23 protein-coding genes are annotated in these 25,520 nt (G+C 67.8%); 11 read left to right on the top strand and 12 right to left on the bottom strand.

Going from position 1 to position 25,520, the window contains the following annotated elements:
• The first annotated feature begins 54 nt into the window (after positions 1-54).
• Complete coding sequence (locus VXM69_RS11770; RefSeq protein WP_367188645.1) at positions 55-1,488, top strand: nicotinate phosphoribosyltransferase; 1,434 nt, start codon at positions 55-57, stop codon at positions 1,486-1,488.
• A 45-nt stretch (positions 1,489-1,533) separates the two neighbouring features.
• Here the strand turns inward: VXM69_RS11770 and VXM69_RS11765 are convergent, their stop codons facing one another.
• Positions 1,534-2,406 (bottom strand): NmrA family NAD(P)-binding protein, encoded by an 873-nt coding sequence (locus VXM69_RS11765; RefSeq protein WP_367188644.1) that lies wholly within the window; start codon positions 2,404-2,406, stop codon positions 1,534-1,536.
• Positions 2,407-2,583: 177 nt separating this feature from the next.
• On the opposite strand from VXM69_RS11765, the gene VXM69_RS11760 reads away from it, so the two are divergent.
• Positions 2,584-3,492 carry a LysR family transcriptional regulator gene (locus VXM69_RS11760; RefSeq protein WP_367189239.1) on the top strand — a complete coding sequence of 303 codons (909 nt, stop codon included), beginning with the start codon at positions 2,584-2,586 and terminating at the stop codon, positions 3,490-3,492.
• Positions 3,493-3,507: 15 nt separating this feature from the next.
• Here the strand turns inward: VXM69_RS11760 and VXM69_RS11755 are convergent, their stop codons facing one another.
• The gene (locus VXM69_RS11755) at positions 3,508-4,968 is read right to left on the bottom strand and encodes a PLP-dependent aminotransferase family protein (RefSeq protein WP_034189379.1); all 1,461 of its coding nucleotides are present in this window, start codon (positions 4,966-4,968) and stop codon (positions 3,508-3,510) included.
• 126 nt (positions 4,969-5,094) lie between these two features.
• On the opposite strand from VXM69_RS11755, the gene VXM69_RS11750 reads away from it, so the two are divergent.
• The gene (locus VXM69_RS11750) at positions 5,095-5,982 is read left to right on the top strand and encodes a DMT family transporter (protein WP_367188643.1); all 888 of its coding nucleotides are present in this window, start codon (positions 5,095-5,097) and stop codon (positions 5,980-5,982) included.
• A gap of 42 nt (positions 5,983-6,024) precedes the next feature.
• On the opposite strand, the gene lysA is transcribed toward VXM69_RS11750, so the two are convergent.
• Positions 6,025-7,263: a diaminopimelate decarboxylase gene (gene lysA, locus VXM69_RS11745; RefSeq protein WP_034189381.1), complete on the bottom strand. Its 1,239-nt coding sequence runs from the start codon at positions 7,261-7,263 to the stop codon at positions 6,025-6,027.
• A 111-nt stretch (positions 7,264-7,374) separates the two neighbouring features.
• Here lysA and VXM69_RS11740 point away from each other — a divergent pair, with 111 nt between their 5' ends.
• Positions 7,375-8,289, top strand: a complete 915-nt coding sequence (locus VXM69_RS11740; protein WP_059556801.1) for a LysR family transcriptional regulator — start codon at positions 7,375-7,377, stop codon at positions 8,287-8,289.
• 56 nt (positions 8,290-8,345) lie between these two features.
• Positions 8,346-8,945, top strand: a complete 600-nt coding sequence (locus tag VXM69_RS11735; RefSeq protein ID WP_367188642.1) for a GNAT family N-acetyltransferase — start codon at positions 8,346-8,348, stop codon at positions 8,943-8,945.
• A 93-nt stretch (positions 8,946-9,038) separates the two neighbouring features.
• Here the strand turns inward: VXM69_RS11735 and VXM69_RS11730 are convergent, their stop codons facing one another.
• On the bottom strand, positions 9,039-9,623 hold the full coding sequence (locus tag VXM69_RS11730; RefSeq protein ID WP_367188641.1) for a DUF4142 domain-containing protein: 585 nt from the start codon (positions 9,621-9,623) through the stop codon (positions 9,039-9,041).
• 352 nt (positions 9,624-9,975) lie between these two features.
• Positions 9,976-10,599, bottom strand: a complete 624-nt coding sequence (locus VXM69_RS11725) for an HAD hydrolase-like protein (RefSeq protein ID WP_124670275.1) — start codon at positions 10,597-10,599, stop codon at positions 9,976-9,978.
• Positions 10,600-10,737: 138 nt separating this feature from the next.
• On the opposite strand from VXM69_RS11725, the gene VXM69_RS11720 reads away from it, so the two are divergent.
• A complete protein-coding gene (locus VXM69_RS11720; protein ID WP_034189386.1) occupies positions 10,738-11,181 on the top strand; it encodes a GNAT family N-acetyltransferase in 444 nt (147 codons plus the stop codon).
• A 58-nt stretch (positions 11,182-11,239) separates the two neighbouring features.
• Positions 11,240-11,458, top strand: coding sequence for a DUF1653 domain-containing protein (locus VXM69_RS11715; RefSeq protein ID WP_006480837.1), 219 nt, complete (start codon positions 11,240-11,242; stop codon positions 11,456-11,458).
• Positions 11,459-11,506: 48 nt separating this feature from the next.
• On the opposite strand, the gene VXM69_RS11710 is transcribed toward VXM69_RS11715, so the two are convergent.
• The 4 genes from VXM69_RS11710 to VXM69_RS11695 all read right to left on the bottom strand — a co-directional run bounded on the left by VXM69_RS11710 (position 11,507) and on the right by VXM69_RS11695 (position 16,735).
• Positions 11,507-12,718, bottom strand: a complete 1,212-nt coding sequence (locus tag VXM69_RS11710) for a winged helix-turn-helix domain-containing protein (protein ID WP_367188640.1) — start codon at positions 12,716-12,718, stop codon at positions 11,507-11,509.
• Positions 12,719-13,054: 336 nt separating this feature from the next.
• Positions 13,055-14,125: a terpene synthase gene (locus tag VXM69_RS11705; RefSeq protein WP_367188639.1), complete on the bottom strand. Its 1,071-nt coding sequence runs from the start codon at positions 14,123-14,125 to the stop codon at positions 13,055-13,057.
• A gap of 52 nt (positions 14,126-14,177) precedes the next feature.
• On the bottom strand, positions 14,178-14,948 hold the full coding sequence (uppS, locus tag VXM69_RS11700) for a polyprenyl diphosphate synthase (protein WP_367188638.1): 771 nt from the start codon (positions 14,946-14,948) through the stop codon (positions 14,178-14,180).
• Between the two features lie 398 nt (positions 14,949-15,346).
• Positions 15,347-16,735: an MFS transporter gene (locus VXM69_RS11695; protein WP_367188637.1), complete on the bottom strand. Its 1,389-nt coding sequence runs from the start codon at positions 16,733-16,735 to the stop codon at positions 15,347-15,349.
• A 212-nt stretch (positions 16,736-16,947) separates the two neighbouring features.
• On the opposite strand from VXM69_RS11695, the gene VXM69_RS11690 reads away from it, so the two are divergent.
• Together VXM69_RS11690 and treA are read left to right on the top strand one after the other, a co-directional pair.
• A complete protein-coding gene (locus VXM69_RS11690) occupies positions 16,948-17,577 on the top strand; it encodes a TetR/AcrR family transcriptional regulator (RefSeq protein WP_367188636.1) in 630 nt (209 codons plus the stop codon).
• Positions 17,578-17,713: 136 nt separating this feature from the next.
• Positions 17,714-19,441 (top strand): alpha,alpha-trehalase TreA, encoded by a 1,728-nt coding sequence (gene treA / locus VXM69_RS11685; RefSeq protein WP_367188635.1) that lies wholly within the window; start codon positions 17,714-17,716, stop codon positions 19,439-19,441.
• 79 nt (positions 19,442-19,520) lie between these two features.
• On the opposite strand, the gene VXM69_RS11680 is transcribed toward treA, so the two are convergent.
• Both VXM69_RS11680 and VXM69_RS11675 read right to left on the bottom strand, forming a co-directional pair.
• Positions 19,521-21,008: a carbohydrate porin gene (locus tag VXM69_RS11680; protein WP_175028965.1), complete on the bottom strand. Its 1,488-nt coding sequence runs from the start codon at positions 21,006-21,008 to the stop codon at positions 19,521-19,523.
• Positions 21,009-21,127: 119 nt separating this feature from the next.
• Complete coding sequence (locus tag VXM69_RS11675; RefSeq protein ID WP_034189394.1) at positions 21,128-21,397, bottom strand: hypothetical protein; 270 nt, start codon at positions 21,395-21,397, stop codon at positions 21,128-21,130.
• Between the two features lie 1,083 nt (positions 21,398-22,480).
• Between VXM69_RS11675 and VXM69_RS11670 the strand changes: the two genes are divergently transcribed.
• Both VXM69_RS11670 and VXM69_RS11665 read left to right on the top strand, forming a co-directional pair.
• Positions 22,481-22,618 (top strand): hypothetical protein, encoded by a 138-nt coding sequence (locus tag VXM69_RS11670; protein ID WP_167361904.1) that lies wholly within the window; start codon positions 22,481-22,483, stop codon positions 22,616-22,618.
• A 121-nt stretch (positions 22,619-22,739) separates the two neighbouring features.
• Positions 22,740-24,386: an Nramp family divalent metal transporter gene (locus tag VXM69_RS11665; protein WP_034189395.1), complete on the top strand. Its 1,647-nt coding sequence runs from the start codon at positions 22,740-22,742 to the stop codon at positions 24,384-24,386.
• Between the two features lie 85 nt (positions 24,387-24,471).
• On the opposite strand, the gene VXM69_RS11660 is transcribed toward VXM69_RS11665, so the two are convergent.
• The gene (locus tag VXM69_RS11660) at positions 24,472-25,368 is read right to left on the bottom strand and encodes a LuxR family transcriptional regulator (protein WP_059556957.1); all 897 of its coding nucleotides are present in this window, start codon (positions 25,366-25,368) and stop codon (positions 24,472-24,474) included.
• Between the last annotated feature and the right edge of the window lie 152 nt (positions 25,369-25,520).

Raw genomic sequence — 25,520 nt, 5'->3', positions numbered from 1 at the left:
CCGTCCGCCGCGACAGACGCGGCGGCACTTCAACGGCCTAGAGGAGCTCTAGCCATGCAAAACGATCCCGGCGGCTTTGCCGCGGTTCTCGCCAATCCGATTCTCAATACGGATTCCTACAAGGCTTCCCACTTCCTGCAGTATCCGCCCGATGCGTCGGCGATGTTCTCGTACGTCGAATCGCGCGGCGGCCGATACGACCGCACGCTGTTCTTCGGCCTGCAGATGCTGCTGAAGGAATATCTGTGCAAGCCGGTCACGCCCGCGATGATCGACGACGCACGCGATTTCTTCGCGGTACACGGCGAGCCGTTCAACGAAGCCGGGTGGCGTTACATCGTCGAACGCTACGACGGCTACCTGCCGGTGAAGATCCGCGCGGTGCCCGAGGGCGCGGTGGTGCCGGTGCACAACGTGCTGATGACCGTCGAATGCGACGATCCGCAGGTGTTCTGGCTTGCGTCCTATCTCGAGACGATGCTGCTGCGCATCTGGTATCCGGTGACGGTCGCGACGCGCAGCTGGCATCTGCGGCAGACGATTCGCCGCTTCCTCGAAAAGGCCGACGACGATCTCGCGCAACTGCCGTTCAAGCTGCACGACTTCGGCGCGCGCGGCGTATCGAGCGCGGAATCGGCCGCGATCGGCGGCGCAGCGCACCTCGTGAACTTCATGGGCTCGGACACGGTGCTCGGCGTGCTGGCCGCGAACCGCTTCTATCGCGAGCCGATGGCCGCGTACTCGGTGCCGGCCGCCGAGCACAGCACGATCACGTCGTGGGGCCGTGACGGCGAGGCCGATGCGTATCGCAACATGATCCGCCGCTTCGGGTTGCCCGGTGCAATCGTGTCGGTCGTGTCGGATTCCTACGATCTGTTCGCCGCGCTCGATCTGTGGGGCGGCGAACTGCGGCAGGCCGTGATCGATTCGGGGGCGACGCTCGTCGTGCGGCCGGATTCGGGCGATCCCGTGACGATCGTGCTGCAGACCGTGCGCGCGCTCGACGCGTCGTTCGGTTCGACCGTAAACGGCAAGGGGCGTCGCGTGCTGAATCGCGTGCGCGTGATTCAGGGCGACGGTGTCGACGAGGCGTCGATCGAAGCGATCCTGACGGCGCTCGACGACGCGGGCTATGCGGCCGGCAACGTCGTGTTCGGCATGGGCGGCGCGCTGTTGCAGCAGGTGAACCGCGATACGCAGCGCTTCGCGATGAAGTGCTCGGCGGTCCGGCGCGGCGGCGTGTGGCATGACGTTCGCAAGGATCCGGTCACCGACCGGGGCAAGCGTTCGAAGCAGGGGCGGCTCACGCTGCTGCGCAATCGGCGCACCGGCGAGTATCGGACCGTGACGCTGCCCGTCGCGTGGGACGACCGCATGCTGGAAGGCGAGTGGGACGACGCGCTCGAGACCGTGTTCGATACGGGGCGGTTGCTCGTCGATACGACGTTTGCCGAGGTGCGCGCGCGGGCGCATGCGGGCGAGGCGTAACTGACGGCGGGCGCGGCAAGGCCGCCGCGCCCGCCGGCGCTCCGTTTACGCTTCGCCGGCGCGGGCGACGAGCCGGCGCAGCACGGCGTCGGCGTCGATTTCGCCTCGAACGACATCCGCGCGCGCCGACTCGAAATCGATCCAGCCCTCGTTGAAGCCGTCGAGCATGCGCATGCGAGGTTCGGGGTAACGCATGTGCTGCGCATCGAACAGCGCCGCCCATGTGTCGCGCGGCACGGCTTCGGCGTGCACCGGGCGCCCGAGCACGCGGGCAAATGCGGCCGCGAGGTCGTTCGGGCTGACGCGGCGAGGCCCTTCGAGCTCGACGACGCGTGTGCCGGTCCATTCGTCCTGCATCAGCGCGGCCGCGGTCCGGCCGACGTCGTCGGTCGCCACCATCGGCACCGGTTTGTCGAGCGGCTGGAGAAAACTGTGGACGACACCGGTGTCCCGGGCGGTCGCGACATCCCAGGCGGCATTCTCGAGGAACCACGCGGGACGCAGGAACGCGACGGGCAACGGCAAATCGGCGAATGCCTGCTCGATCATCGTCAACTGCGTCAGCAGATTCACCTGTGTCGCCTGCGCGCCGATCGTCGACAGGCAGACGACCTTGCGCGGACGCGCCGCCCGCAACGCCGTGCCGACGGCATCGATGACGGCGCGCGTTTCGGGGAACCCCGGAGACGGATCGAAGTACGGCGGCAGCAGGACGAAGACGCCGTCGGTGTTCGCGAAGGCCGCCGTCAGCGCGGCGGCGTCGGTCATGTCGGCAACCGCGACCTCGCAACCGCGCTCGGCCCACGGTGCGGCGCGGTGTGCGGCGCGCGCGACCGCGCGTACGGTTTGGCCGGAGGCGAGCAGCGTTCGGGCGAGCGCGCCGCCGACCTGCCCGGTGATACCGGTAATGGCATACATGGTTCGACATCCTCATCGAGAAGGGAGCGGGCGCACCGATTCGGTCGGGCGCCGGGACTGCATCCGGCGTTCGGACTTGCCGTCGCGATGCATCGGGTTGCATGATAGGGACTGGCGATTCCTGATGGAATCGAATTCATGTCATTGGATTGGTGATCTTGAGTCATGAGTGAAATCATGGGTATCGACGGGCGCATTCTGGCGAACGTGAGCGTGTTGGCCGCGATCGTCGAAAGCGGCAGTTTCGCGCGCGCGGCCGACGCACTCGGCCTGTCGCCCTCCGGGGTCAGCCGGGCCGTGGGGCGGCTCGAGGCACGCGTCGGCGTGCGGCTGCTCGATCGCACGACGCGGTCGGTCACGCTGACGGACGAAGGGCGCCGGCTGTACAAAGAGATCGGCCCGCTGCTTGCCGGCATCGGCGATGCGCTCACGCTGGCCGCCGGTTCGGCCGCCGCCGTGCGCGGCAGGTTGCGCGTGAACGTCGATGCGTATTTCTCGCGGCGGATGCTGGCGCCGCATCTTCCGGCGTTCCTGGCGCGCCATCCCGATCTGTCGCTGGAACTGGCGGCGCGCGAGCAACTCGGCGATCTGGTCGCCGACGGATTCGACGTGGCGGTGCGGTTCGGCGAGCCGCCCTCGTCGTCGCTGGTGGCGCGCAAACTGCTGGAAACCCGTGCACTGACGGTCGCTTCGCCCGCTTACGTGAAGCGGCACGGCCGTCCCGTGGTGCCGGCCGATCTTGCCGGCCATGCGTGCATCCAGATGCGCAATACGCTGACCGGTCAGCCGCTCGAATGGGTCTATCGGCTGGGGCGCAAGCGCGTGCCGGTCAAGACGGCGGGCCGGCTGCTCGTCAACGACGCCGGCACGATGCTCGGCGCGTGTCTGGCCGGTGTGGGTGTCGCGCGTTTCAAGGCGAGCGGGGTGGCGGGCCTGATCGAGCAGGGGCGGCTCGTCGAGCTGCTCGCGGATTGGCGCGGCGAGTCGTTTCCGCTGTTTGCCTACTATCCGTCGCGTCACCTGCCGCCCGCAAAGGTGCGGGCGTTCGTCGATTTCGTCGCGGAGATCGTGGCGGCCGGCCCTTAGCGTGCCCGCCTGCCGTCAACGCGGGCCGGCAACCGGCCGTGCGATCGCGTGCGCCGCCGAACGCGTTGCGTCCATCGCCCGCGCAAGCGCATCGAACACGGCGGGCCCCTTGCAGCGCGATACGTTGAAGCGCAGGTACGACGTCGCGCCGTGCGACGGACTGAACACGTTGCCGGGCGCGAGCACCACGTCGTGATCCAGCGCGTGGCGCGCCACGCGCGCGGCATCGAGCCCGTCGGGCAGTTCCGCCCACACGAACAGGCCGCCGCGCGGCTCCGTCCAGATGCCGAGCCCGGCCCGTGTGAGGCGCCGGATCGTTTCGCCCATCGCATCCGCGAGACGCGCGTGCAGGCTGTCGAGATGGCGCCGGTACGTGCCGTCGATCAGCAGCCGGTGCACCACGTTCGCGCCGATCTGCGCGTTGCCGAACGACGTCGCGAGCTTCAGGTCGACGAGCGCGTCGATCCATTCCGGGCGCGCGGCGACGTAGCCGCAGCGGATCGCGGCCGACAGCGTCTTCGAGAAGCTGCCGATCGACACGACGCGCGACAGCCCGTCGAATGCCGCGAGGCGCGGCGCGGGCGTGCTTTCGAAATCCGCGAAGATGTCGTCCTCGACGATCAGCAGCCCGTGCTCGGCCGCGAGCGTCAGCAGCCGGTGCGCGACGGGCGGCGCGAGCGTCGCGCCGGTCGGGTTGTGCAGCGCCGCGTTGGTGATGTACAGGCGCGGGCGATGCTCGGCGAGCACCTGCTCGAAGCGCCCGAGATCGGGGCCGGTCGGCGTGTACGGGACGCTGACGATCCGTGCGCGGTGCGCGCGCAGCAGCGCCTGGAAATTGAAGTAGCACGGATCGTCGAGCACGACCGTGTCGCCGGGTTCCAGCAGCAGGCGGCACACGAGATCGAGCGCATGCGTGCCGCCGTCGGTCAGCATGATCTGCGTGGGCTCTGCATGGACACCGTGCTGCGCGAGCCGCCACGTGAGCTGCTGGCGCAGCGCGGGCAGGCCGAGCGGCGTCGCGTAGTCGGTCAGCGCGTCGGCGTCGTCGCGCGACACGGCGCGCAGCGCACGGCGCAGGCTCTCGTCCGGCAGCCACGACGACGGCAGCCAGCCGCAGCCGGGCTTCACCGAAGTCGGCGCCGCTTCGAGCGACTGGCGCGACAGCCACAGCGGATCGAGTTCGCGATCGAGACGCGGGCCGAGATCGGCGAGCGCGAGCGGCGGCGCGTGGCCCGACACGTAGAAGCCCGAACCGCGCCGCGCAATCAGCACGCCTTCGCTCGCGAGCCGCTCGTACGCATCGACGACCGTCGATTTCGATACCCCCAGACTGTCGGCCATCATCCGGATCGACGGCACGCGTGCGCCGGGCATCAGCGCGCGGCTCGCGATGCGTGCGTGCAAGGTATCCATCACGGTTTCGACGCGTGTACGCGACGCCGCGGGCGGAACGGGAGACGGGGCGACCTGGCTCATGGCGAAAAATGAACTGTACGGCCGGTTGTCCAGTACAGTTCGTCCGGATTGTATTGGGCTGTAGCTTACGCGCTTTTCGCGGGCGGCGGATCATCGGTGATCTACTTTTCCCGTTCAGGATTTCCCGTGCAAAAGACGACCGACGGATGGCTCAGCGGCCTGCTGGGCGTGATCATCTTCAGTGGCTCGCTGCCTGCGACGCGTATCGCGGTGCAGGGGCTCGATCCGCTGTTTCTCACGTTCGCGCGGGCGACGATCGCCGGTGCGCTCGGCCTGCTGCTGCTCGCCGTGCTGAAGCAGCGGCGGCCGACGCGTGCCGAGATCGTGTCGCTGGCCGTCGTCGCGCTCGGCGTCGTGGTCGGTTTTCCGTTATTGACGGCGCTCGCGCTGAAGCATGTCACGTCGGCGCACGCGATCGTGTTCGTCGGCCTGCTGCCGCTGGCAACCGCGTTGTTCGGCGTATGGCGCGGCGGCGAGCGGCCGCGGTTGCCGTTCTGGATCTTCTCGATCGTCGGCAGCGGCGCGGTGGCCGCGTTTGCGCTGCGCAACGGCGGGCAGGCGTCGGTCGTCGGCGATGCGCTGATGCTGGCGGCGATCGTCGCGTGCGGGCTCGGCTACGCGGAAGGCGCGCGCCTGTCGCGCCAGCTCGGCGGCTGGCAGGTGATCTCGTGGGCGCTCGTGCTGTCCCTGCCGCTGATGGGGCCGCTCGCATGGCTCACGTGGCCCGCGTCGTTCGACGCCGTCGATGCCGCCGCGTTGTGGGGGCTCGCGTACGTGTCGCTGTTCAGCATGCTGATCGGCTTCGTGTTCTGGTATCGCGGGCTCGCGCTCGGCGGGATCGCCGGTGTCGGCCAGCTGCAGTTGCTGCAGCCGTTCTTCGGTTTCCTGCTGGCGGCCGGCCTGCTGCACGAAACGGTGCCGCCGTCGATGATCGTCGTGACGGTGGTCGTGGTCGGCTGCGTGGCGGGCGCGAAGTATTTCTCGAAGATGGCGCCCGTGCGGCGCGCGGGGTGATCGAGGCGCGCGGGCGCGCGCCCCGTCCCGCGATGCGCGGCGTTATTCGAACGTCTCGAGTGCGAGCAGTTCCTCGATCGTTTGCCGGCGCCGGATCAGTCGCGGCGTGCCGTGATCGACGAGCACTTCCGGCGCGAGCGGCCGGCTGTTGTAGTTCGAGGACATCGACGCGCCGTATGCGCCCGCATCGTGCAGGAACAGCAGGTCGCCGATCTGCGGCTGCGGCAGCTTGCGGTGCGTGACCACGCCGCCCGCGTCCTGCGTGAACACGTCGCCGGATTCGCACAGCGGGCCCGCGATCGCCAGATCGACGGCCGGGCGGCCGGCCGGCAGCGTGCCGTCGTGCGCGTGCACGGACACCGCGTGATAGCTGCCGTACATCGACGGCCGCATCAGGTCGTTGAAGCCCGCGTCGATCAGCACGAAATCGTGCTTCGGCCGGCGGTTCACGGCCTGCACTTCGGTGACGAGCGTGCCGGCTTCCGCGACGAGGAAGCGGCCCGGTTCGATCTCGATGCGCACCGGGTGGCCGAGGTGCCGCTCGATCCGCTTGCGGGCGGCGTCCCACTGGCTGAAGTAGTGACCGACGTCGACGCGCGGTTCGCCGTCGCGATACGGGATCGACAGGCCGCCGCCGGCCGAGATCGCGTCGATGTCGTGGCCGAGCGACGTGACGAGATCGACCATCGCATCGCACACCTGCGACAGGTGGCCGTAGTCGACACCCGAGCCGATGTGCATGTGGATGCCGACGAGCTTCAGCCCGTACTGGCGCACGATCTCGATCGCGCGCGGCACGTCGTCGATCCAGATGCCGTGCTTGCTCTGCGGGCCGCCGGTGTTGGTCTTGTTGCTGTGGCCGTGGCCGAAGCCGGGATTGACGCGCAGCCACACGCGGTGGCCCGGCGCGTGCTCGCCGATGCGCGCGAGCATGTCGAGCGAACCGGCGTTGACGGTTACGCCGTGCTTGAGCACGGCCGCGAGCGTCGGGCGGTCGATCAGGTCGGCCGTGAACACGACGCCTTCCGGCTCGCCGGCCGGGCTGAAGCCCGCCGCGAGGCTGCGTTCGATCTCGCCGAGCGACACGGCGTCGACGCACGCGCCTTCCTCGCGCATCAGCTTCAGGATATGGACGTTCGAGTTCGCCTTCTGCGCGTAGCGGATCACGTCGAACTGGCGCAGTTGGGCAATGCGGTCGCGGATGACGTCGGCGTCGTACACCCACAGCGGGGTGCCGTATTGCTGCGCGAGCGTCGCGAGCTGGCGGGAATCGAGTGACATATGGTGGATGAATCGGATCGAATGAACGGATAGCGTGGATGATGCACTCGATCGTCTATACAGTAAAATGCCTGTTTTTCGACATTCGATTCAGTTCTGATATAGATAGTCATGCTCACGCACCGTCACATCGAGGTATTCCGCGCGCTGATGGTCACCGGCAGCACGACGCGCGCGGCCGAGATGCTGTACACGTCGCAGCCGACGATCAGCCGCGAACTCGCGCGGATGGAGCAGGTCGTCGGCTTCGCGCTGTTCGAGCGCGCGCATGGCCGGCTGCGGCCGACGATGGCCGCGCTCACGCTGTTCGACGACGTGCGGCTCGCGTATGTGGGGCTCGAACGCGTCGCGGCGACGGCCGCGCGCCTGCGCGAGTTTCGCGACGGCCAGCTGTCGGTGATCGCGCTGCCGGCGTTTGCGCACGCGATCCTGCCCGGCGCGGCCCGCCGTTTTCACGGCGCGCATGCGGGTGTCAGCCTGTCGGTCGAAACGCAGGAATCGCCGATGCTCGAAGAGTGGCTGACCGCGCAGCGTTACGACCTGGGGCTGACCGAGCACGACGTCGCGCCGGCCGGCACCGTGCTCACGCCGCTGCTCGAAGTCGATGAAGTATGCGTGCTGCCCGACGGTCACCCGCTGCTCGCGCAGGACGCGATCGACCTGCTGGATCTCGCCGATCGACCGTTCGTGAGCCTGTCGCTGAACGATCCGTACCGCATCCTGATCGACGAGGCGTTCGCGCAACTCGGCGTCGCGCCGCGCTCGGTGGTCGACACGCCGTCGGCCGTATCGGTGTGCGCATTCGTGCGGCAGGGGCTCGGCGCCGCGATCGTCAATCCGCTGACCGCGCTCGATTTCGTCGGGCGCGACCTGCACGTGCGGCCGCTCACGCGATCGTTTCCGTACCGCGTCAGCATGATCGTGCCCGAGCACCGGCCGAAGAATCTGCTCGTCGATGCGTTCGCCGATGCGCTGCGCGGCGAGGCGAAGGCCATCCGCAGGCGGCTGGCCGCGCACCTCGGCTAGCGGCCCCGTATGATGGGCGTTTCGCCGCCATCGTCCTCGTTTCCCGGAATCTCGCCATGACCGCCGCATCGTCTTCCCTCGAACCACCGACCCTCCGCGGCGAGCGCGTCGTCCTGCGGCCGCTCGATGCATCCGACCGGCAGGCGCTGCTCGATGCCGCCGCCGACGGCGAGTTGTGGAACCTGACGGTCACGGTCGTGCCGGGCGCGGGGACGATCGACGCGTATATCGATACCGCATTGCAGGGGCGCGCGGCCGGCACCGTGATGCCGTTCGTGATCGTCGATCGCGCATCGGGCCGCGTGATCGGCAGCACGCGCTTCTGGAAGATCGACCGCAAGAATCGCAAGCTCGAGATCGGTCATACGTGGTTGAGCGAATCGGCGCAGCGCACGCGTGCGAATACCGAGGCGAAGTGGCTGCTGCTGGCGTATGTGTTCGACACGCTGCACTGTGTGCGCGTGCAGTTCACGACCGACGAGCTGAACGAGAAATCGCGCGCGGCGATCCTGCGGATCGGCGCGAAACAGGAGGGCATCGTGCGTCACGAACGGATCATGCCGGATGGCCGCAAGCGCAATTCGGTGCGCTTCAGCATCATCGACGACGAATGGCCGGAAGTGAGCGCGCGGCTGGTGGCGAAGCTCGCGAGCTGACGCGTGACGTGCGTCGCGCCGCCGGCGGGAGCGGCGGCAGCGCGACGACGGGGGAAGTGGTGTGCCGCGCGCGAGGCGCGGCGCTGTATCGCGTTACTGCGCCGAAGCGAGGTGATGACGCTGCGCGAGCTTCTGCGCGTCCGCGTAGTGCGCCTGCAGGATCGGCAGCGACTGGCGTGCGACTTCCTTCAGCTTCGTGTCGCGGCCCGAGGCGATTTCGGCCTGGAATGCCGAGATCGCCTTCTGCTGGCCCGCGAGCGCGACCTGCTCGATGTATGCCTTGTCGAACTCGGCGCCGCGCAGGTTCTTGATGCTGCTCAGCACGGCCGTGTCGGGGTCGTTGGCCGGCACGTCGACGCCGCGCGGGCTCGCCGCGCGCATCGCCTGGATGATCTTTTCATCGTCGGTCGACACGCGTTGCGCGAATGCCTTGACCTGGCTGTCCGACGTGCGCGAATCGGCGATGCGCGCCGCGTCGTGCTGCGTCGACACGGTCTTCGTGCCGTCGGTGATGAAGGCCTGGTCGGCTTCGTGGATGCGCGTCGCGGCGGCGGCCGGCGCAGCCGGTGCCGGTTGCGCGGTTTGCGCGGTCGCCGTCACGGCGACGAGAAGCAGGCCAGCGGCAGACAAAGCAAGGCGCGAGATGGGGGGAAGCGGTTCATGAGGACCTCCTGTCAATCGGGGCTCTGGTTGAAAAACGGATCACGTGATCCGTCGCTGTGCGAGAGACCGGGCGCGCCCGGACCGGATTCGACCACCGCTCTGCCGCGGCGCCGGTCGAAGTGTTTCCCGGCCCGACTGATTCTAGGAGGGCGGTCGGGTAGCAGGTGCAACCGCGATGTGGCTTGTGTAACGGTTGGTAAGACGAAACGATGCGCGCGCCGGCGGACAGGTAGTGCGTACCTGATGCCCCTGCGGCGGCGGCAATTTTTGCGTGCGCGTGACGCATGCGATGCATGGGACGCACGCGCGTGTCATCGGTGGTTGAGCGTCGTGCTGTCGGGTCGCGCATGCGATGCGCGAGCAAGCGTCACACGCGATCGAGCAACGCATCGAGGCGCGGCAGCAGCGGTGTCGCGCAATGTGCCTGCAATGCATCGGGCGCGGTGTAGCCCCACGCGACACCCTGGAACGCGATGCGTGCGCGTCGCGCTGCGTCGGCGTCGCGGATTTCGTCGCCGACGTACAGCACTTCGTCGGCACGTACGCCGGCCTCGCGCACCAGCGCGCGCAGGCGACGCGCCTTGCCGAACAGCGGAATGCCGCATGCGAACGTGTCGACGTGGGCACTGGCACGCGGGCCGAGCCGGTCGCGCACGATGTCTTCCGTGTTGGACGTGGCGATCGCGATACGGATGCCGCGCGCGGCGAGCGCGTCGAACGTTGCGTCGACGCCGGGGAACAGCGTCACCTGCGCGACGCGCGGCCGCATCAGGCGGCGCATGTCGATCGTCACGCGCGGCACTTTCCACATCGGCACCTCGAGCGCGCGAATGATGTCGCGTGCCGACATGCCGCGCAGCGCGGGGCGCAGTTCGGGCGTCGCGTCGCGGAAGCCGTGCAGGCGCGACGCTTCCGACAGCGCCGCGAGAAAGCTGTCGAGCGAATCGGCGAGGGTGCCGTCGAAGTCGAATGCGATGAGGCGGAAGGGCATGAGGCGACGTGACCGGTTCATGGGGCGGGTGACATTGTCGCCGATTCGGCCGCGGCGGATCGATGGTGTACCTTGTCCGCCGCTTCACGGCGCGGTATCGTCGATGCTCCGCCTTCCGACCTCGACCGGAGAACCGCCGTGCCCGCAGCCGCCCCCGCCACGCTGAGATTTTCCACCGACAAGCGCGAACTCGACATCGACGCGATCCATGACTTCCTGCATCGCGATGCGTACTGGTCGCAGGGCATTCCGCGCGACGTGGTCGAGAAGGCGATCGAGGGTTCGCTGTGCTTCGGTGCGTATGTCGGCGACCGGCTCGTCGGGTTCGCGCGGCTCGTTACCGATCATGCGACGTTCGCGTACCTGTGCGACGTGTTCGTGTTGCCGGCCGATCGCGGCAACGGCTACGGCCGTGCGCTGATCGATCACGTGTTCGCGCAGGAGATGGTGCAGCGGCTGCGCCGCATCATGCTCGTGACGACCGATGCGCACGAACTGTACCGGCCGGTCGGCTTCGGGCCGTCCGCGAATCCCGAGCGGCTGATGGAGATCCGCCGCCCCGACATCTACGCGAAACGCTGACGCGCGGCGCAGCGCATACAATACGCGCTTTCCGTTTTTTGCCGAAGAGAAGCCCATCATGACCGAACAGGAAGCCGAACAGCTCGCGACGCACCGTCACTACAAGGGCGGGCTGTACCGCTACATCGGCGTTGCACGCCACTCCGAAACCGAGGAATCGGTGGTCGTGTACGAGCATCTGTGGCCGCATGCGCGCGGGCTGTGGGTGCGCCCGGAAGCGATGTTCAACGGGAACCTCGAGGACGGTACGCCGCGCTTTCGCAAGCTGCGCGACTGATCCGTGCCGGCGGCGCGTGCGCCGCCGCCGCGCGAACCGGCCAATCCGTCACGCGCCGGCCAGCGCCTTCACCAGCTCGGGCGGCGCGTGTCTGACCGTCACCTCCGGTGTGCCGTGCCACGCCGCGAGTCTCTTCACGGCCTTCGCGACGTCGGCCGCGAGCCCCGCACCGACGCGCACGCCCGGCTCGACATGCACCGCCTTCAGCTCGAACGTACCCAGCGTGCGATGCGCTTTCGCATCGACGCGGCCGACCAGCCGGCCGCGATGCAGCACGGGCAGGCAGAAATAACCGTAGCGCCGCTTGTGCTCGGGCGTATAGCACTCGATCGTGTAGTCGAAGCCGAACAGCGTCGACGCGCGCCGCCGGTCCCAGACGACCGGATCGAACGGCGACAGCAGCGTCGTGACCGTCGAGCGCAGCGTGTCGGCCTCGGCGGCCGGCAGCCAGGCTTCGAGCGAGCGATGCACGTAGGCCGGTTCCTTCCAGTCGTCGATCCGCACCGGAATCAGGTCGCCGGCTGCCGCGAGCTGCTCCAGTTCGTCGCGGTACGAGCGGCGCGGCAGCCGGTAGTAGTCGGCGACCCAGTCCGCGCGCACGACGCCGAGCGCACGGCACGTGTAGTCGAGCAGCGCCGGCAGCACGGCTTCGCGTGGCGGCAGGTCGCGTGAATCGTCCCAGCCGGGCAGCACGCGTTCGCGGACGTCGTACACGCGCTGGAAATTGCGGCGTTCCGACACCATCAGGTCACCCGTCGTGAACAGCACCTCCAGGTGCCGTTTCTCCGGCTTGCGATCCCACCATCCGTTGCCCTTCGCGCCATCCTCGCGCGCGAAATCGGCCGACCGCACCGGGCCCTCGTCGCGAATCCGCGCGAGCAGCCGCTCGATGTCGGGCCGGTTGCGCTCATGCCATTCGGCCGCGTATTTCCAGCCCATCCCCGACGGATCGAGCATCTTGTAGCGCATCAGCCCGAACTGCTCGACCGGCAGGAAGCATGCCTCGTGCGACCAGTACTCGAACAGGCGCGCTTCGGCGAGATGTTCGTCGAGCCACTGCGGCGCGAAATCGCCGAGGCGGCTGAACAACACGAGATACGGGCTGCGCGCGACGACGTGAATGGTGTCGATCTGCAACTGCGCCATGCGGCGGATCGTGTCGAGCACGTCGGTTTTGGTTGCCTTGCGGCGGGGCGGCGTCAGCAGGCCCTGCGCGGCGAGATGCAGCGCGCGGGCGGCGGCGGGCGAGAGCGTAAGCATCGGAAGGGCGGTCGAGGGTGGTGATCGGGGACCACTTTAGCGCGAAAGCGGCGTACGCGTGCGATGCGCTGCCGCCGCGCGTCTGACAATGCTTGACAGATAGGTTTCGCAAGTTTCCCTATAGTGCAGTTCATGGCGCGGCGACAAATGCGCGCAACGATTCCGCTTCCGACGCACATATGTCCATGGCACGCAGGAAGCGAATCCTGGATTCTCAACCCCCATCGGGAATTCAGGAGCCCTGAGCGGACATCCATGCGGCTGTGCACCGGCCCCGAGTGGATGTCCGCTGATTTTTTTGTATTGCCGGATTTTCACGCGCCGCCGCCGTGCCTGTCACGCCGCGGCACTCGTTTCCCCGGGCCGCAGCGCGCGCGACAGGTCGTAGTGTCTGGCCGCACCGTAGCGTGGCGAACCGAAATGCCAGTCGTAGTTGCCGCGGATGTACGAGCGCGCGCCTTCGAGCAGGCGCAGCGACGTTCGATCGTCGGTGCGCGCCCGCACGCGGGCCTCCAGTTCCAGATAACGCATCAGATACCCGTTGTGGATCGCGGCCGCCGCGTCGAGCGCGGCTTGCGGCGCGAGGCCGCGCTCGTGCATCAGGACGCAGACGAGATTGCTGCTCGATTCGCCGGCTTCCTTCGGATACGAAAAGATGTCGTTGCAGAGGCACAGGATCAGGCCGGACAGCTTGCGCAGGCGCCGGACCTCTTCGTCCGCATAGAATGCGACGGGCGCTTCGTACCCGGCCGCGATGTCGATCAGTGCAAACGCGCCTTCGCCGCATCCGTTGTACGTGCGGCCGGAAAGGTATTCGGCCTCGCCCGGCACGACATCCGTCGCGTAGCGGCCGGCCTCCCACAGCGTCGAAAACAGGAACGTCATCATGCCGGCCGTCCAGCGTGCGTATTGCGCGGCCGTGGACGCGGCCGCGATGCGCGTGCAGATGTCCTGCGTCGCGCGTTGCAGCGCGGGCAGGAACGCGGCCATGTGCGGCAGGCGCGCGACCAGCGCATCGCGCAGGGGCACCGGATCGTGACCGGCCGAGTCCGCGATCATCTCGTACAGCCACAGGTAGAGCGCCCCGAGATCGCCCGGCGAGCGGGCGACGCCATGCAGGCTGCACAGGCCGTCGTCGATCGAGAAAATCCAGCCGTACGCGCGGGTCGCCGAGCACAGGCCGTCGAAGGTCGAGTACGCATAGACCCGCGCGCAGTATTCGCCGATCTTGCCGTGACGGATGCCGCTGGCCCAGCGCGGATCCTCGAGCAGGCCATGACCGTTCATCCAGGCCTGCAGGTCGGCTTCGGCGCGGTCGGCGTCGGGGTGCACGGGCGTCCGGAACGAGTGAAACAGGTGCGGAAGCACCAGCGTGGACGCGGCGGCAACGGTTTCGACGGCGGACATGGCGTACCTCGCGGATAGCGGGTGACAACGGGTGTCGTGAAGGGAGTCCGGCTTACTTGCCGAACCGGCGCGCGCGCTTGCCGTACGCATCGATGGCCTGATCGAAATCGTCGCGTCCGAAATCGGGCCAGCAGGTCGGCGTGAAATAGAACTCCGAGAAGGCGGTTTGCCAGAGCATGAAATTCGACAGGCGCTGCTCGCCGGACGTGCGGATCACGAGGTCCGGCTCGGGCTGGCCGGCCGTACAGAGCCGGCTCGCGATCATTTCCGGGCTGAGTTGCGCGAGCAACTGATCGACGGTGCCGGCCGCGACGTGCTCCTCGATCAGCGACCGGATCGCATTCAGCAGGTCGAGGCGGCCGCTGTACGCGACGGCGATGTTGACGTCGAGCCCGCGCGCATCGGCCGTGCGTCGTTGCGCGGCGTCGATCCGTTCGGCCGTGTCGGGCGGCAGCTTCGTCAGGTCGCCGATCACGTGCAGGCGCCAGCGGCCGCTGGCGGCGAGCTCGTCGAAAACGTCGGCGATCACCGCGAGCAGCCCGCGCAATTCCTCGGCGTCGCGGTTCAGGTTTTCGGTGGACAGCGGCCACAGCGTGACGAACGGGATGGCGGCTTCCTCGCACCACGACAGCAGCGCATGCACGTTGCGGCCGCCGGCCCGGTAGCCGTCGGCGGTCGGCAGGCCGAGCCGGTCGGCCCAGCGCCGGTTGCCGTCGAGGATGACGGCGAGATGTGTGGGCAGCGGCTGTGCCGCAACGCTCGGTACGGCGGGCGAATCGATGGCGAATGTTTCCGGCGCGCGCACAATCAGCTCTTGAGTCATGGCGACTCCTTCGAGGCGGGAAGCGATCGAAACGTCAAACAGCAGGGGGATTGTTATGCCAACTTCCGTATGTCGGCGTGGGGATGAATGTTCGCGCCGATGCGACCGCCCATTATTGGCCGATATATTCGGGATTTTCAAGTTAACGACGTGCGCGCATTCGCGGTGCGTCGGCCGTGCGGCCGGGCGGGCATTGCACCGCGGCGCATGGATCTCCGATCCGATTCGGTGCAGGCGATTTTCCAGCTGATGTCTTGTCGAAGCCGTCATTCCGGCCCGCGTTTTTCGCGCGTTTCGATTTCTTGAATAAACCGGAAATTAAAAAATAAAAACGAGGCAATCGACAGGCGGCCGAGGGCGGCGGAAACGATTCCGATGCGCCGACCGCGTGTTGCCGCTCATTGCAGTTTGCCGCGCGCCACTTCGTCGCCGGCGCCGGGCGGCAGCCGCCGCGTGATCGGAATCGACGCGAACGAGCACAGCCCGACCACCAGGAACGCGGGCCAGAAATCCGACCACATCATCTTCTGGTGGCCCTGCAGCCAGTGCGACACGTGCAGCACGAGGCCGGCCACCGTCACGCCGAGGCCGAGCGACATCTGCTGCACGACGCTGCCGAGGCTCGTGGCACGGCCCGCGTCGCGCGGCGAGATGTCCGCGTAGATCATCGAGTTCAGGCTCGTGAACTGCAGCGCGGGGAAGATGCCGCCGACGAGCACGATCAGCCAGATCGCCCAGGTCGCCATGCCGGGATGGAACACGCCGTACGCGGCGATCGCGAGGCCCGCGAAGGCCGCGTTGTAGATCAGCACCGTGCGAAAGCCGAAGCGGCGCAGCGTATGCGTGGCCGTCGAGCGGCTCACCGCGCCGCCGAGCGCGGACGCGCACGTGATGAGCCCCGAATGGAACGCGCTCATGCCGAGTCCTTCCTGCAGCGCAAGCGGCAGCAGGAACGGCACCGCGCCGAGGCCGATGCGGAACAGCGACCCGCCGACGACGCTCGCGTGATACGTCGGGATCTTCAGGAAACTGAGATCGAGCACCGGCCGTTCCTTGCGGCGCGCATACGGCACGTAGAGCGCCAGCATCGCGGTGCCGGCCACGCACATGAGGAGCGCGTTCGAGCGCGATGTGAGCGCGCCGTCGATCAGCGTGAGCCCCATCAGCAGCAGGGCGGCGCCGCTCGCCGACAGCAGGAAGCCGAACCAGTCGAGCGGGCCGGGATCGGGCTCGTGCGTGTTCGCGATGTGCTTGCTCGCGAGATAGATCCCGTAGAGGCCGATCGGCACGTTGATGAAGAAGATCATCCGCCAGTGCAGGTAGGTCGTGATGAAGCCGCCGACGAGCGGTCCGACCGTGGGCCCGAACAGCGCGGGAATCGCGAGGTAGTTCATCGCGCGCACGAGATCGGAGCGCGGCACCGCGCGGAAGATGATGATGCGGCCGACCGGGACCATCATCGCGCCGCCGACGCCCTGGATGAAGCGCGCGAACGTGAGCACGCCGAGCGAGTTGGAGGCCGCGCACATCAGCGAGCCGACGACGAAGATGCCGATCGCGGTGCGGAACACGGAGCGTGCGCTGAAGCGGTCGGCGAGCCAGCCGCAGATCGGAATGAACACGCCGAGGCCGACCACGTAGGCCGTGATCGCGATGTTCAGTGTGACGGGGTTGTGCCCGAAGTCCCTCGCCATCGCGGGCAGGGCGGTGACGATGATGTTCGCGTCGACGCTTTCCATGAACAACGCACAGGCAACGATGAGCGGTGCTAGAAAGACGGGCGACATGGGCTGGGCGCGCGGTAAAGACGCCATTATGCCCACAATGTGACCGTTGCGTCACGCATGACAACAGTTGTTCCGCATGTTGCAACAGTCGTCCTTTCCGGCCGGATGCGCGGAAGGAACGACTGCGCATGCGTGCCGATTTCTTTTGACGGAGGGCACGTGCGTTTCTAGAATGTGAGCGTTTGCTCATATTCGAAACTCGCCTGCCCGCCATGTCCGGATCGTCCTCGCGTATCGCGCTGTCGCCCCGCAAGGCGCCGCGCCAGCGCCGCTCGGCGGCCACCGTCGACGCGATCGTCGAGGCCGCTGCCCGTATTCTGGAGCGCGACGGCTTCGACGGTTACACGACGAACGCCGTCGCCGCGCTGGCCGGCGTGAGCATCGGCTCGCTCTATCAATACTTCCCGAATCGCGACGCGCTGACGGCCGCGCTCGTCGAGCGCGAGAGTGCGCATCTGCTCGACGACGTCGACCGGGCGGCCGCGCTGTCGTCCTGCGACGACGTGCTGCGCGCCCTGGTGCGCGGAGCCGTCGCGCACCAGATGCGCCGGCCGGTGCTGGCGCGGCTGATCGATTTCGAGGAAGCGCGGCTGCCGCTCGGTGCGCGTGCGGCACGCGTCGCGGACCGCATCCACGCGACGCTGCTGCATGCGCTCGGCTTGCGCGATGCGCCGCGTGTCGCCGCGCCCGACGTCGTCGCGCACGATCTGCTGGCGATCGTGAAAGGGATTGTCGACGCGGCGGGCGCGCGCGGCGAGACCAATGCGGCGGCGCTCGAGGCGCGTGCATGGCGGGCCGTGCGCGGTTACCTGCGCGAGTCGCGCGAATCGAAACTTGCTTGATGTGCGCGTTTCGTGCGACAGTCGGACCGACTCGCACCACCACATGACGCGTATCGATCGAGGGCCATCGAGACGAACGCGCGCGCGAACGAGACCCCTTGCCGATCCATTCACCATCGAAAGGAGGGGACACGTCATGACGCCACGTCGTGCCGCATCGATTGCAACTCGCTTCCCGGTTCATCTCTCGTCACGCGCTGCGCCGCCCGCGCCGCGTCTTCGCTGGGCGGCCACGCTGGCCGTCGCCTATCTCGCTGTCGCAGGCTGCGCCGCGCAGGCCGACAACGCGAACCAGACCGCCGCGCAAGCGGCGGGCCAGTCTCCGGCCGCGGCCGCCACCGCCGCGGCACCCGCCGTATCGGGCACGCTGCTGCCGCCGCCGAGCCAGCTCTACGGCGACCTGTTCGTCGCGGTGCAGACCGCGCAGATCTACCCCGACCAGAAGACCTTCGTCGACGCGACGCCCGATACCGATCCCGCGACGATCGTGCAGTTGTATCAGCAACAGAAATCGCAACCGGGCTTTTCGCTGAAGACGTTCGTCGGCCAGCACTTCACGCCGCCGCCGGAAAGCGGCGTGACGCCGCCGCCGAACCAGACGCTGCGCCAGCACATCGACTGGCTGTGGCCGCAGCTCACGCGCACGAGCGTCACGGTGCCCCAATACGGTTCGCTGATCGCGATGCCGAAACCGTATGTCGTGCCGGGCGGCCGCTTTCGCGAAGGCTACTACTGGGATACCTATTTCACGATGCTCGGCCTGCAGGTGTCGGGACGCGAGGATCTCGTCGACAACATGCTCGACAACTTCGCATATCTGATCGATACGATCGGCCACATCCCGAACGGCAACCGGACGTATTACGCGAGCCGCTCGCAGCCGCCGTTCTTCGCGTACATGGTCACGCTCGCCGCGCAGGCCGAAGGCGACAGGGTCTACCAGAAATACCTGCCGGAGCTGCGCAAGGAACACGCGTACTGGATGCAGGGCGAAACCACGACGCCGCGCGGGCAGGCCGCGCGCCACGTGGTCGCGATGCCCGACGGCGCGGTGCTGAACCGCTACTGGGACGCGAGCGACACGCCGCGCGACGAGTCGTATCTGGAGGACGTGACGACCGCGAAGTCGGCAACCGGCCGCCCGGCGAACGAGGTCTACCGCGACCTGCGTGCGGGCGCCGAAAGCGGCTGGGACTACAGCTCGCGCTGGTTCGGCGACGGCAAGACGCTCGCGACGATCCGCACGACGTCGATCGTGCCGGTCGACCTGAACAGCCTGATGTTCCATCTCGAGACGACGATCGTGAAGGGCTGCACGGTCGCGCGCGACATGGCATGCGTGATCGATTTCTCCGGGCGCGCGGCCCGGCGTGCGGCCGCGATCAACCGTTACCTGTGGAATCGTCACGGCTATTACGGCGACTACGACTGGCAGTTGCGCAAGCCGCGCGACGGCGTGACGGCGGCCACGCTGTATCCGCTGTTCGCGGGCGTCGCATGGCCCGAGCGCGCGAAGGCGACCGCGCGCGAAGTGCGCAAGACGCTGCTGCAACCGGGCGGGCTCGCGACGACGACCGAGAACACGGGCCAGCAGTGGGATGCGCCGAACGGGTGGGCGCCGCTGCAGTGGATCGCGATCGACGGGCTGCGCCGTTATGGCGAACCGGCGCTCGCGAAGGACATCGGCACGCGCTTCCTGTCCGACGTGAAGCATGTGTATGCGACGGAAGGCAAGCTCGTCGAGAAGTACGTGGTCGAAGGCGCCGGCACGGGCGGGGGCGGAGGCGGTGAATATCCGCTGCAGGACGGGTTCGGCTGGACCAACGGCGTCACGCTGAAACTGCTCGGGCTGTACGGCGAGTAATTCGCGGCGCGGCACACGAGCAAACGGGCCGGACGGTCGCGCGAGCGGCCGACCGGCCCGTGTTTTCATGCGGCGCGCATCAGAACGTGATCGTCGTGCGTACGCCGACCACCGTTTCGTCGCCGATGCGCGCGCCGGCCGCGTTCGGGTTCGGGATGCCGCCGCCCGGGCGGAAGAAGTGCTGCAGGTCGGCCTGCAACTGCCACCACGGCGTGACCTGGTACTGGTAGGTCGCTTCGACGACCGTCTCCGCGCGACGCACCGGATAGCCGGGCGTCGTGTACACGCCGGTGTCGCCGTCGAGGCCGCGCGCATGCGAGCCGATCTTCGCGTAGCCGATCGCGATGCCGGCGACGTCGTTGTCGCGTCCGGCGAACGGCGCCTTCAGCGTCACGCCTGCGTTGGCCGCGAAGTCGACGACATTGCGGTCGCCGGGTGCGCCCATCACGCGTGCGAACACGCCGAGCGCGCGCGGGCTGTCGGCCGACGGCCGCCACACCATCTGGTCCGCGACCGCATAGAACCCGTAGTTGCCGCGATGCGCGGCGGGCGTGCCGTGACTCGCCGGATCCGCGAGCGACAGGCCGTCGGTGCCGTAACGCGGGTCGTTCGCGTGCTGCGACTGATACCAGAAGCCGAGCTTGTACGTGCCGGGCAGGCCGACGGGCTGCGGCGCCTTCGGATCGGCCGGCGGCGCGTTCAGCGCGTACTGCACCTCGCCGATCACGAACGCACCGCTGCGCAGGTTGAAGTGGGTGCCGTGCGCGTTCAGCACCTGCGCGTCGCCGTCGGTGCGGCCGGCCGGGTTGCCGTCGAACACGCCGATCATCGCGGTCCACGCGTCGGCCGGCTTCACGCGCAGGCGCACGCCGAGCGACGACAGCGGATACGCGGGGCCGCCGGCCGGCAGGTCGGTCGACGGCAGCACGGGCCAGCCGAACGTCGCGTTCATGAACGTCGACGCGTTCTGGCTCACCATGAATTCCTGGTCGACGCTCTGCTGGCCGACCTTCACGTCGACCTTGCCGTCGAGCAACGACTGCTGGTACCAGAGCTCCCACAGGCGCGTGGTCGAGTTCGCTTCGATGCCGGTCGCGGTCTGCAGTGTCTGCAGGTAGCGCTGCGTGAGGTTGGTGCCGTGGATCTGCAGCCCCGACACGTTGAACGTGCCGCCCGGCAGGCCGATCGCCTTGCCGGTATCGACGTTGAAACCGAATTGCGTGAGCCCCTGGTACGCGCCGCCGCGATGCGTGCCGCCGGACGTGTTGTACAGGTACTCGCTGGTTTCCTGCAGGCTCAGCGTGACGCCGTGATCGCCCAGCAGGTCGCGCAGGCCGCCCATGTCGCCGAGCAGGTTCGAACGCTCCCAGAAGCCGGTGGGGGCGGGCGCGGCGGCATCGGCGGCCTGTCGTGCGGGCGCGGCGGCGTCGCTGGCGCCGGCTGCCGGTTCGGCCGCGGCCGGTGACGACGCCTGCGCGAACGCGGGTGTGGCGGCAAGCGACAGCAACAGCGTGGCGAGCGCATTGACGCGGCGCTTGCGCGGGACAGGTTCGAGGTGATTCTTCATGCGGATTCCGTTGATGGTTTGATTAGCTAGACTGAATAAACGAAGGCGCGATGCGGGAAATGCGACGAGACGATCGCGCGGCGTTCCGGGGCGAGTGGTACCGCCGCGCGGCGACGGGATTACGGCAGCCAGCCGCCGACGCGCCACACCTGCGCGAAGCCGAGGCGCGAGGCGGCCGCGCACAGCAGCGCGGCGAGCGCGATCGCGGCCGCCATCGCGGCGACCAGCACGCAGTCGAGCGGGCGTGGTGCCGCGGGCACGTGGGCGAGCGCGATGCCGCGCCAGTTGCTGAACGCGTGGGCGAGCGGCGAGAGGCCGGAAACGAATGCACGGTCGCACGCGACGTGGGCGATGCGCTTGAGTCTGAGCGCGAAGGATGGAAAGAACATGACGCTGCCTCCGTCCGGTCCGGCAAACGCCGGACGACGTGATCGAGCGCGGGCGCATGACGCAACCTGCGATCGGAGGGTGGAACGTAACGGAGCGTGCGACTGGCGAGGCGGCGATGGCCGGCCCGGGAGGAAGCGCGCTAACCCGACGAATGCGAGCTAGCGGCGAAAGACATGCGTCTGGCTGCTATCTCGCGATGGCTTGGCCGGCCTGGACCGGCATCGAACTGCAACTAGAGCATGTGTCCACGGGGGGACTCCCTTGATGAATTGGGGCGGATTGTAGTCGCGACTTTTGCTGCGGCGCAAGCAAAAAACGCACGAAAGATGACGTCCGTGGCCTGCGCGTCGCAACGGACCGCGGTCGCGCGGCAGCGGCCTGGCGGGGGCCGGAAGCGCACGCGGCGGGATACTCCGTGCCGTTGCGCGCACGCATCGCCGCCGGAGTGCATCCTGACGCGCTGAAAGGTTTCGGTGCGCCATTTCAAGGGCAAATCTTTCAGCGGCGAAACGCGGGGGAATTTATTTCGAGAAATGGGGTTGGGAGGGGTTGACTTCACTTTCGGGCCGTCCATAGAATCCGCCATCTTCACTCTTGGGGCCGCCGCCTTGGACGCCTGCAGTAGTCGATCTTCGAACGAAATTTCCGCCTGAGCGACCGACGTCCGCGCCTCATCGAAGCCGCCGTTTGTCTCCCGGGCAAACGGTGCGCGCAGCAGCATTCCGCAGCAAATCCCTACGTGCACCCTGATTCGCGCCGGTTAGCGTGATGCGTTTTCGCATGCGTTGGCCGGTTTCACCGCCGCCTGGCAGGCGGCCGCGTTCGCGCGTGCCTTTTCCCGGCTCGCGAATGGCGGCCCGCCGGCCTGACGGCGGTCAACCGTGTTTTCCGGAACACCGCACGGGAGCCGCCATGAACGACAGTGACAGTTGTCCCTTATGCCCGTTGCACGCACCGACCCTTTTGAACCCCGGTCGCAGGGACAATCCGGCCGACTAGCCTGACACGTCGTTCAGGCCCCGGACTGGCCCCGCGCCCACGACGCGGCCGGCACGCCTGCCGTCGCCGCACGGAGCCAGACCATGAACTTCGGCCTTCTGCTGTCGAACCTTCCGCACGTCACGGAATCGCGCAACCAGTACGACGCGATGCTGACGCTCGACGCCCGTCCGCGGGTGTTCTCCCGCCTGCTGAACCAGCTGAAATCGTTAATCCACTGAAGGAAGCGCCGAGCGCGCCTCGGCATGCGCACGCGTGGCCGCCTTCGGGCGGTCGCCCCGTGCGCATTCCAAGGTCACACGCTTATCGAATCGCATAACCCTTAGCCGTACGGAACACATCATGTCCACGCCATCCAACGTCTCTCCACCGATCGCCGCCGAACGCAGCGCCGTGCTCGACGACGCCCACCTCGGCGACATCCGCGGCGCACTCGGCACGATCCCGCACCACGACACCGGTGCGCGCGGCACGTGGTGGGCGCGCCTGCGCACGCTGCTCGCGATCATCGGCCCGGGCCTGATCGTGATGGTCGGCGACAACGACGCCGGCGCATTCGGCACCTACACGCAGGCCGGCCAGAACTACGGCACGACGCTGCTGTGGACGCTGCTGCTGCTCGTGCCCGTGCTGTACGTGAACCAGGAAATGGTGCTGCGCCTCGGCGCGGTCACCGGCGTCGGCCATGCACGCCTGATCTTCGAGCGTTTCGGCAAGTTCTGGGGCGCGTTCAGCGTGATCGACCTGTTCCTGCTCAATGCGCTCACGATCGTCACCGAGTTCATCGGCATCACGTTCGTGCTGGATTTCTTCGGATTGCCGAAGGTGGCCGGCGTGTGCGTGGCCGCCGCGCTGACGATGGCCGCGGTGAGTACCGGCGATTTCCGGCGCTTCGAGCGGTTCGCGATCGGGCTGTGCGTGATGAGCCTGCTGCTCGTGCCCGTGCTCGTGTCGATCCATCCGAGCGTCGCGCAGATGTCGCGCGATTTCTTCGTGCCGAACTGGCCCGCGCACGCGAAGCTGTCGGACGTGATGCTGCTCGTGATCGGCATCGTCGGCACGACGGTTGCGCCCTGGCAGCTGTTCTTCCAGCAGAGCTACGTGATCGACAAGCGCATCACGCCGCGCTTCATGAAGTACGAGAAGGCCGACCTGTGGATCGGTATCGCGTTCGTGCTGGTCGGCGCGGTGGCCATGATCGGCTTCAGCGCCGCGCTGTTCAGCGGCCATCCGGAAGCCGGCAACTTCACCGACGCGGGCGGCATCATCGCGGGCCTGGAGAAGTATGCGGGCCGCACGAGCGCGACGCTGTTCGCGATCGCGCTGCTCGACGCATGCATCATCGGCGCGGCGGCGGTGTCGTTGTCGACCGCGTATGCGATCGGCGACGTGTTCAAGATCCGCCACTCGCTGCATCGCGGCGTGACCGACGCAAAGGGCTTTTATCTCGTCTACTTCGGCATCGTCGCGGCGGCGGCCACGCTCGTGCTGATCCCGGGCAGCCCGCTCGGCCTGCTGACCGAAGCCGTGCAGACGCTGGCCGGCGTGCTGCTGCCGAGTGCCACGGTGTTCCTGCTGGTGCTGTGCAACGACCGCCAGGTGCTCGGCCCGTGGGTCAACTCGACGAAGCTCAACGTGTTCACGGGCGCTGTGATCTGGGTACTCGTGCTGCTGTCGATCATCCTGACCGCGTCGGTGATGTATCCGGATATCAGCGGCGAAGCGATCGTCGACGTGCTGGTGGGCGGTACCGTGCTTGCGATCGCGGGGTATCTCGCGACGGTCCTGATTCGCCGCAACAAGCGCGTGGTGGAGCCGGGTGTCGACCGGTCGCTGCGCGATACGTGGCGGATGCCGCCGCTCGACACGCTCGAGCCGCAGAACATGACGCTCGCGACGCGGATCTGGATGGCCGTGCTGCGCGGCTATCTCGTGATCGCGGTCGGGCTCGTGATCGTGAAGGTCGTGCAGATGACGCTGCTGAAGTAACGTCGCACCGCAACCCGCGCATGCCGGCCCTCGAGGCCGGCATGTGCGTTTACGCGTTCGAATTCGCCAAGCGGCGGCGCCGCGCTCAGATCAATTCGAGCTTCGACGTCAGGTACGTGAGCTGGATCCGGTTCGCGACGCCGAAGCGCTTGCGCAGCTTGCGCAGATGATAGTCGACGTTGTGCGCGCTGGTGTCGAGGCGCCGGCCGATCTCCTTGTCGGATGCGCCTTCGGCAATGCCGAGCAGCAGTTCCTGCTCGAACGGCGTGAGCCCGTTCACCGCGCGCTCGCGCGACGTCGAGATCAGTTGCGGCGAGGCGAACTTGTGCACCGACAACCCGATCGACAATGCCTGCTCGATCGTCGCCGGCGTGATCCACTCGCGCGTGCGGCGCGGCGCGGTGAAGCTCATGAACGCGTGCAGCCGCGTGCCGGGCACGGCCATCGAATACATGATGCCGCTGCACATCCCGTCGTCCTGCATCGTCTGCAGGAAGCCGTCGAGCGTGGCGGGGCGCTCGCTCGGGCCGTCTTCGCGCTCGCGGTACTCGCGGCGCAGCTGCTGCAGGTCCCACACGATCGGCATGTTGCAGACGCGCGCGCCGAGCGTGCGCGGATCGACGTCGTGATGGTTGTGCCGCACGTAGTCGCCGCGATAGGTGGGCGGCGTGAACGCTTCGTGCAGATAGAGGCTTTCGACGCGCTCGCGCGAGAATTCGAGCGCGAAGTACGCGAACGTCGAGAAGCCTGTCAGATGCAGCAGGCTTGTGACGATCCGGTTGCGCTCGGCCGTGCTCTGCGCGTGCGCGAGCGTATCGGCGACGCCGAGCTTCGGCGCGTGCGGCTGCGTGACGTCGCCGCCCTTCACGTCGTCGCACCAGACGACCTGCACGGTGCGCTCCCGGCGCGCATCCGCGCAGGCGCCCGACGCGCGCGGAAAGGTTGGGGCGACCGCTTCTTCATGCAATGCAATATCGGACATGAGCCATCCCTCGGAATCGACGCGCATCGCCTGGCGGCGGCCGTATCGTGAACGGCATTCGCGGCGGTGCGATCGAGCATCGTTTTGATATGCGCCGATCGTCATCCCTGACGAAACGCGGGGGCATTGTACAAAAATGCCTGTGTATGCGT

The organism is Burkholderia sp. Ed8 (assembly GCF_040761425.1).
Lineage (GTDB): Bacteria > Pseudomonadota > Gammaproteobacteria > Burkholderiales > Burkholderiaceae > Burkholderia > Burkholderia seminalis.
This window is presented reverse-complemented; position numbering and strand designations above follow the sequence as displayed.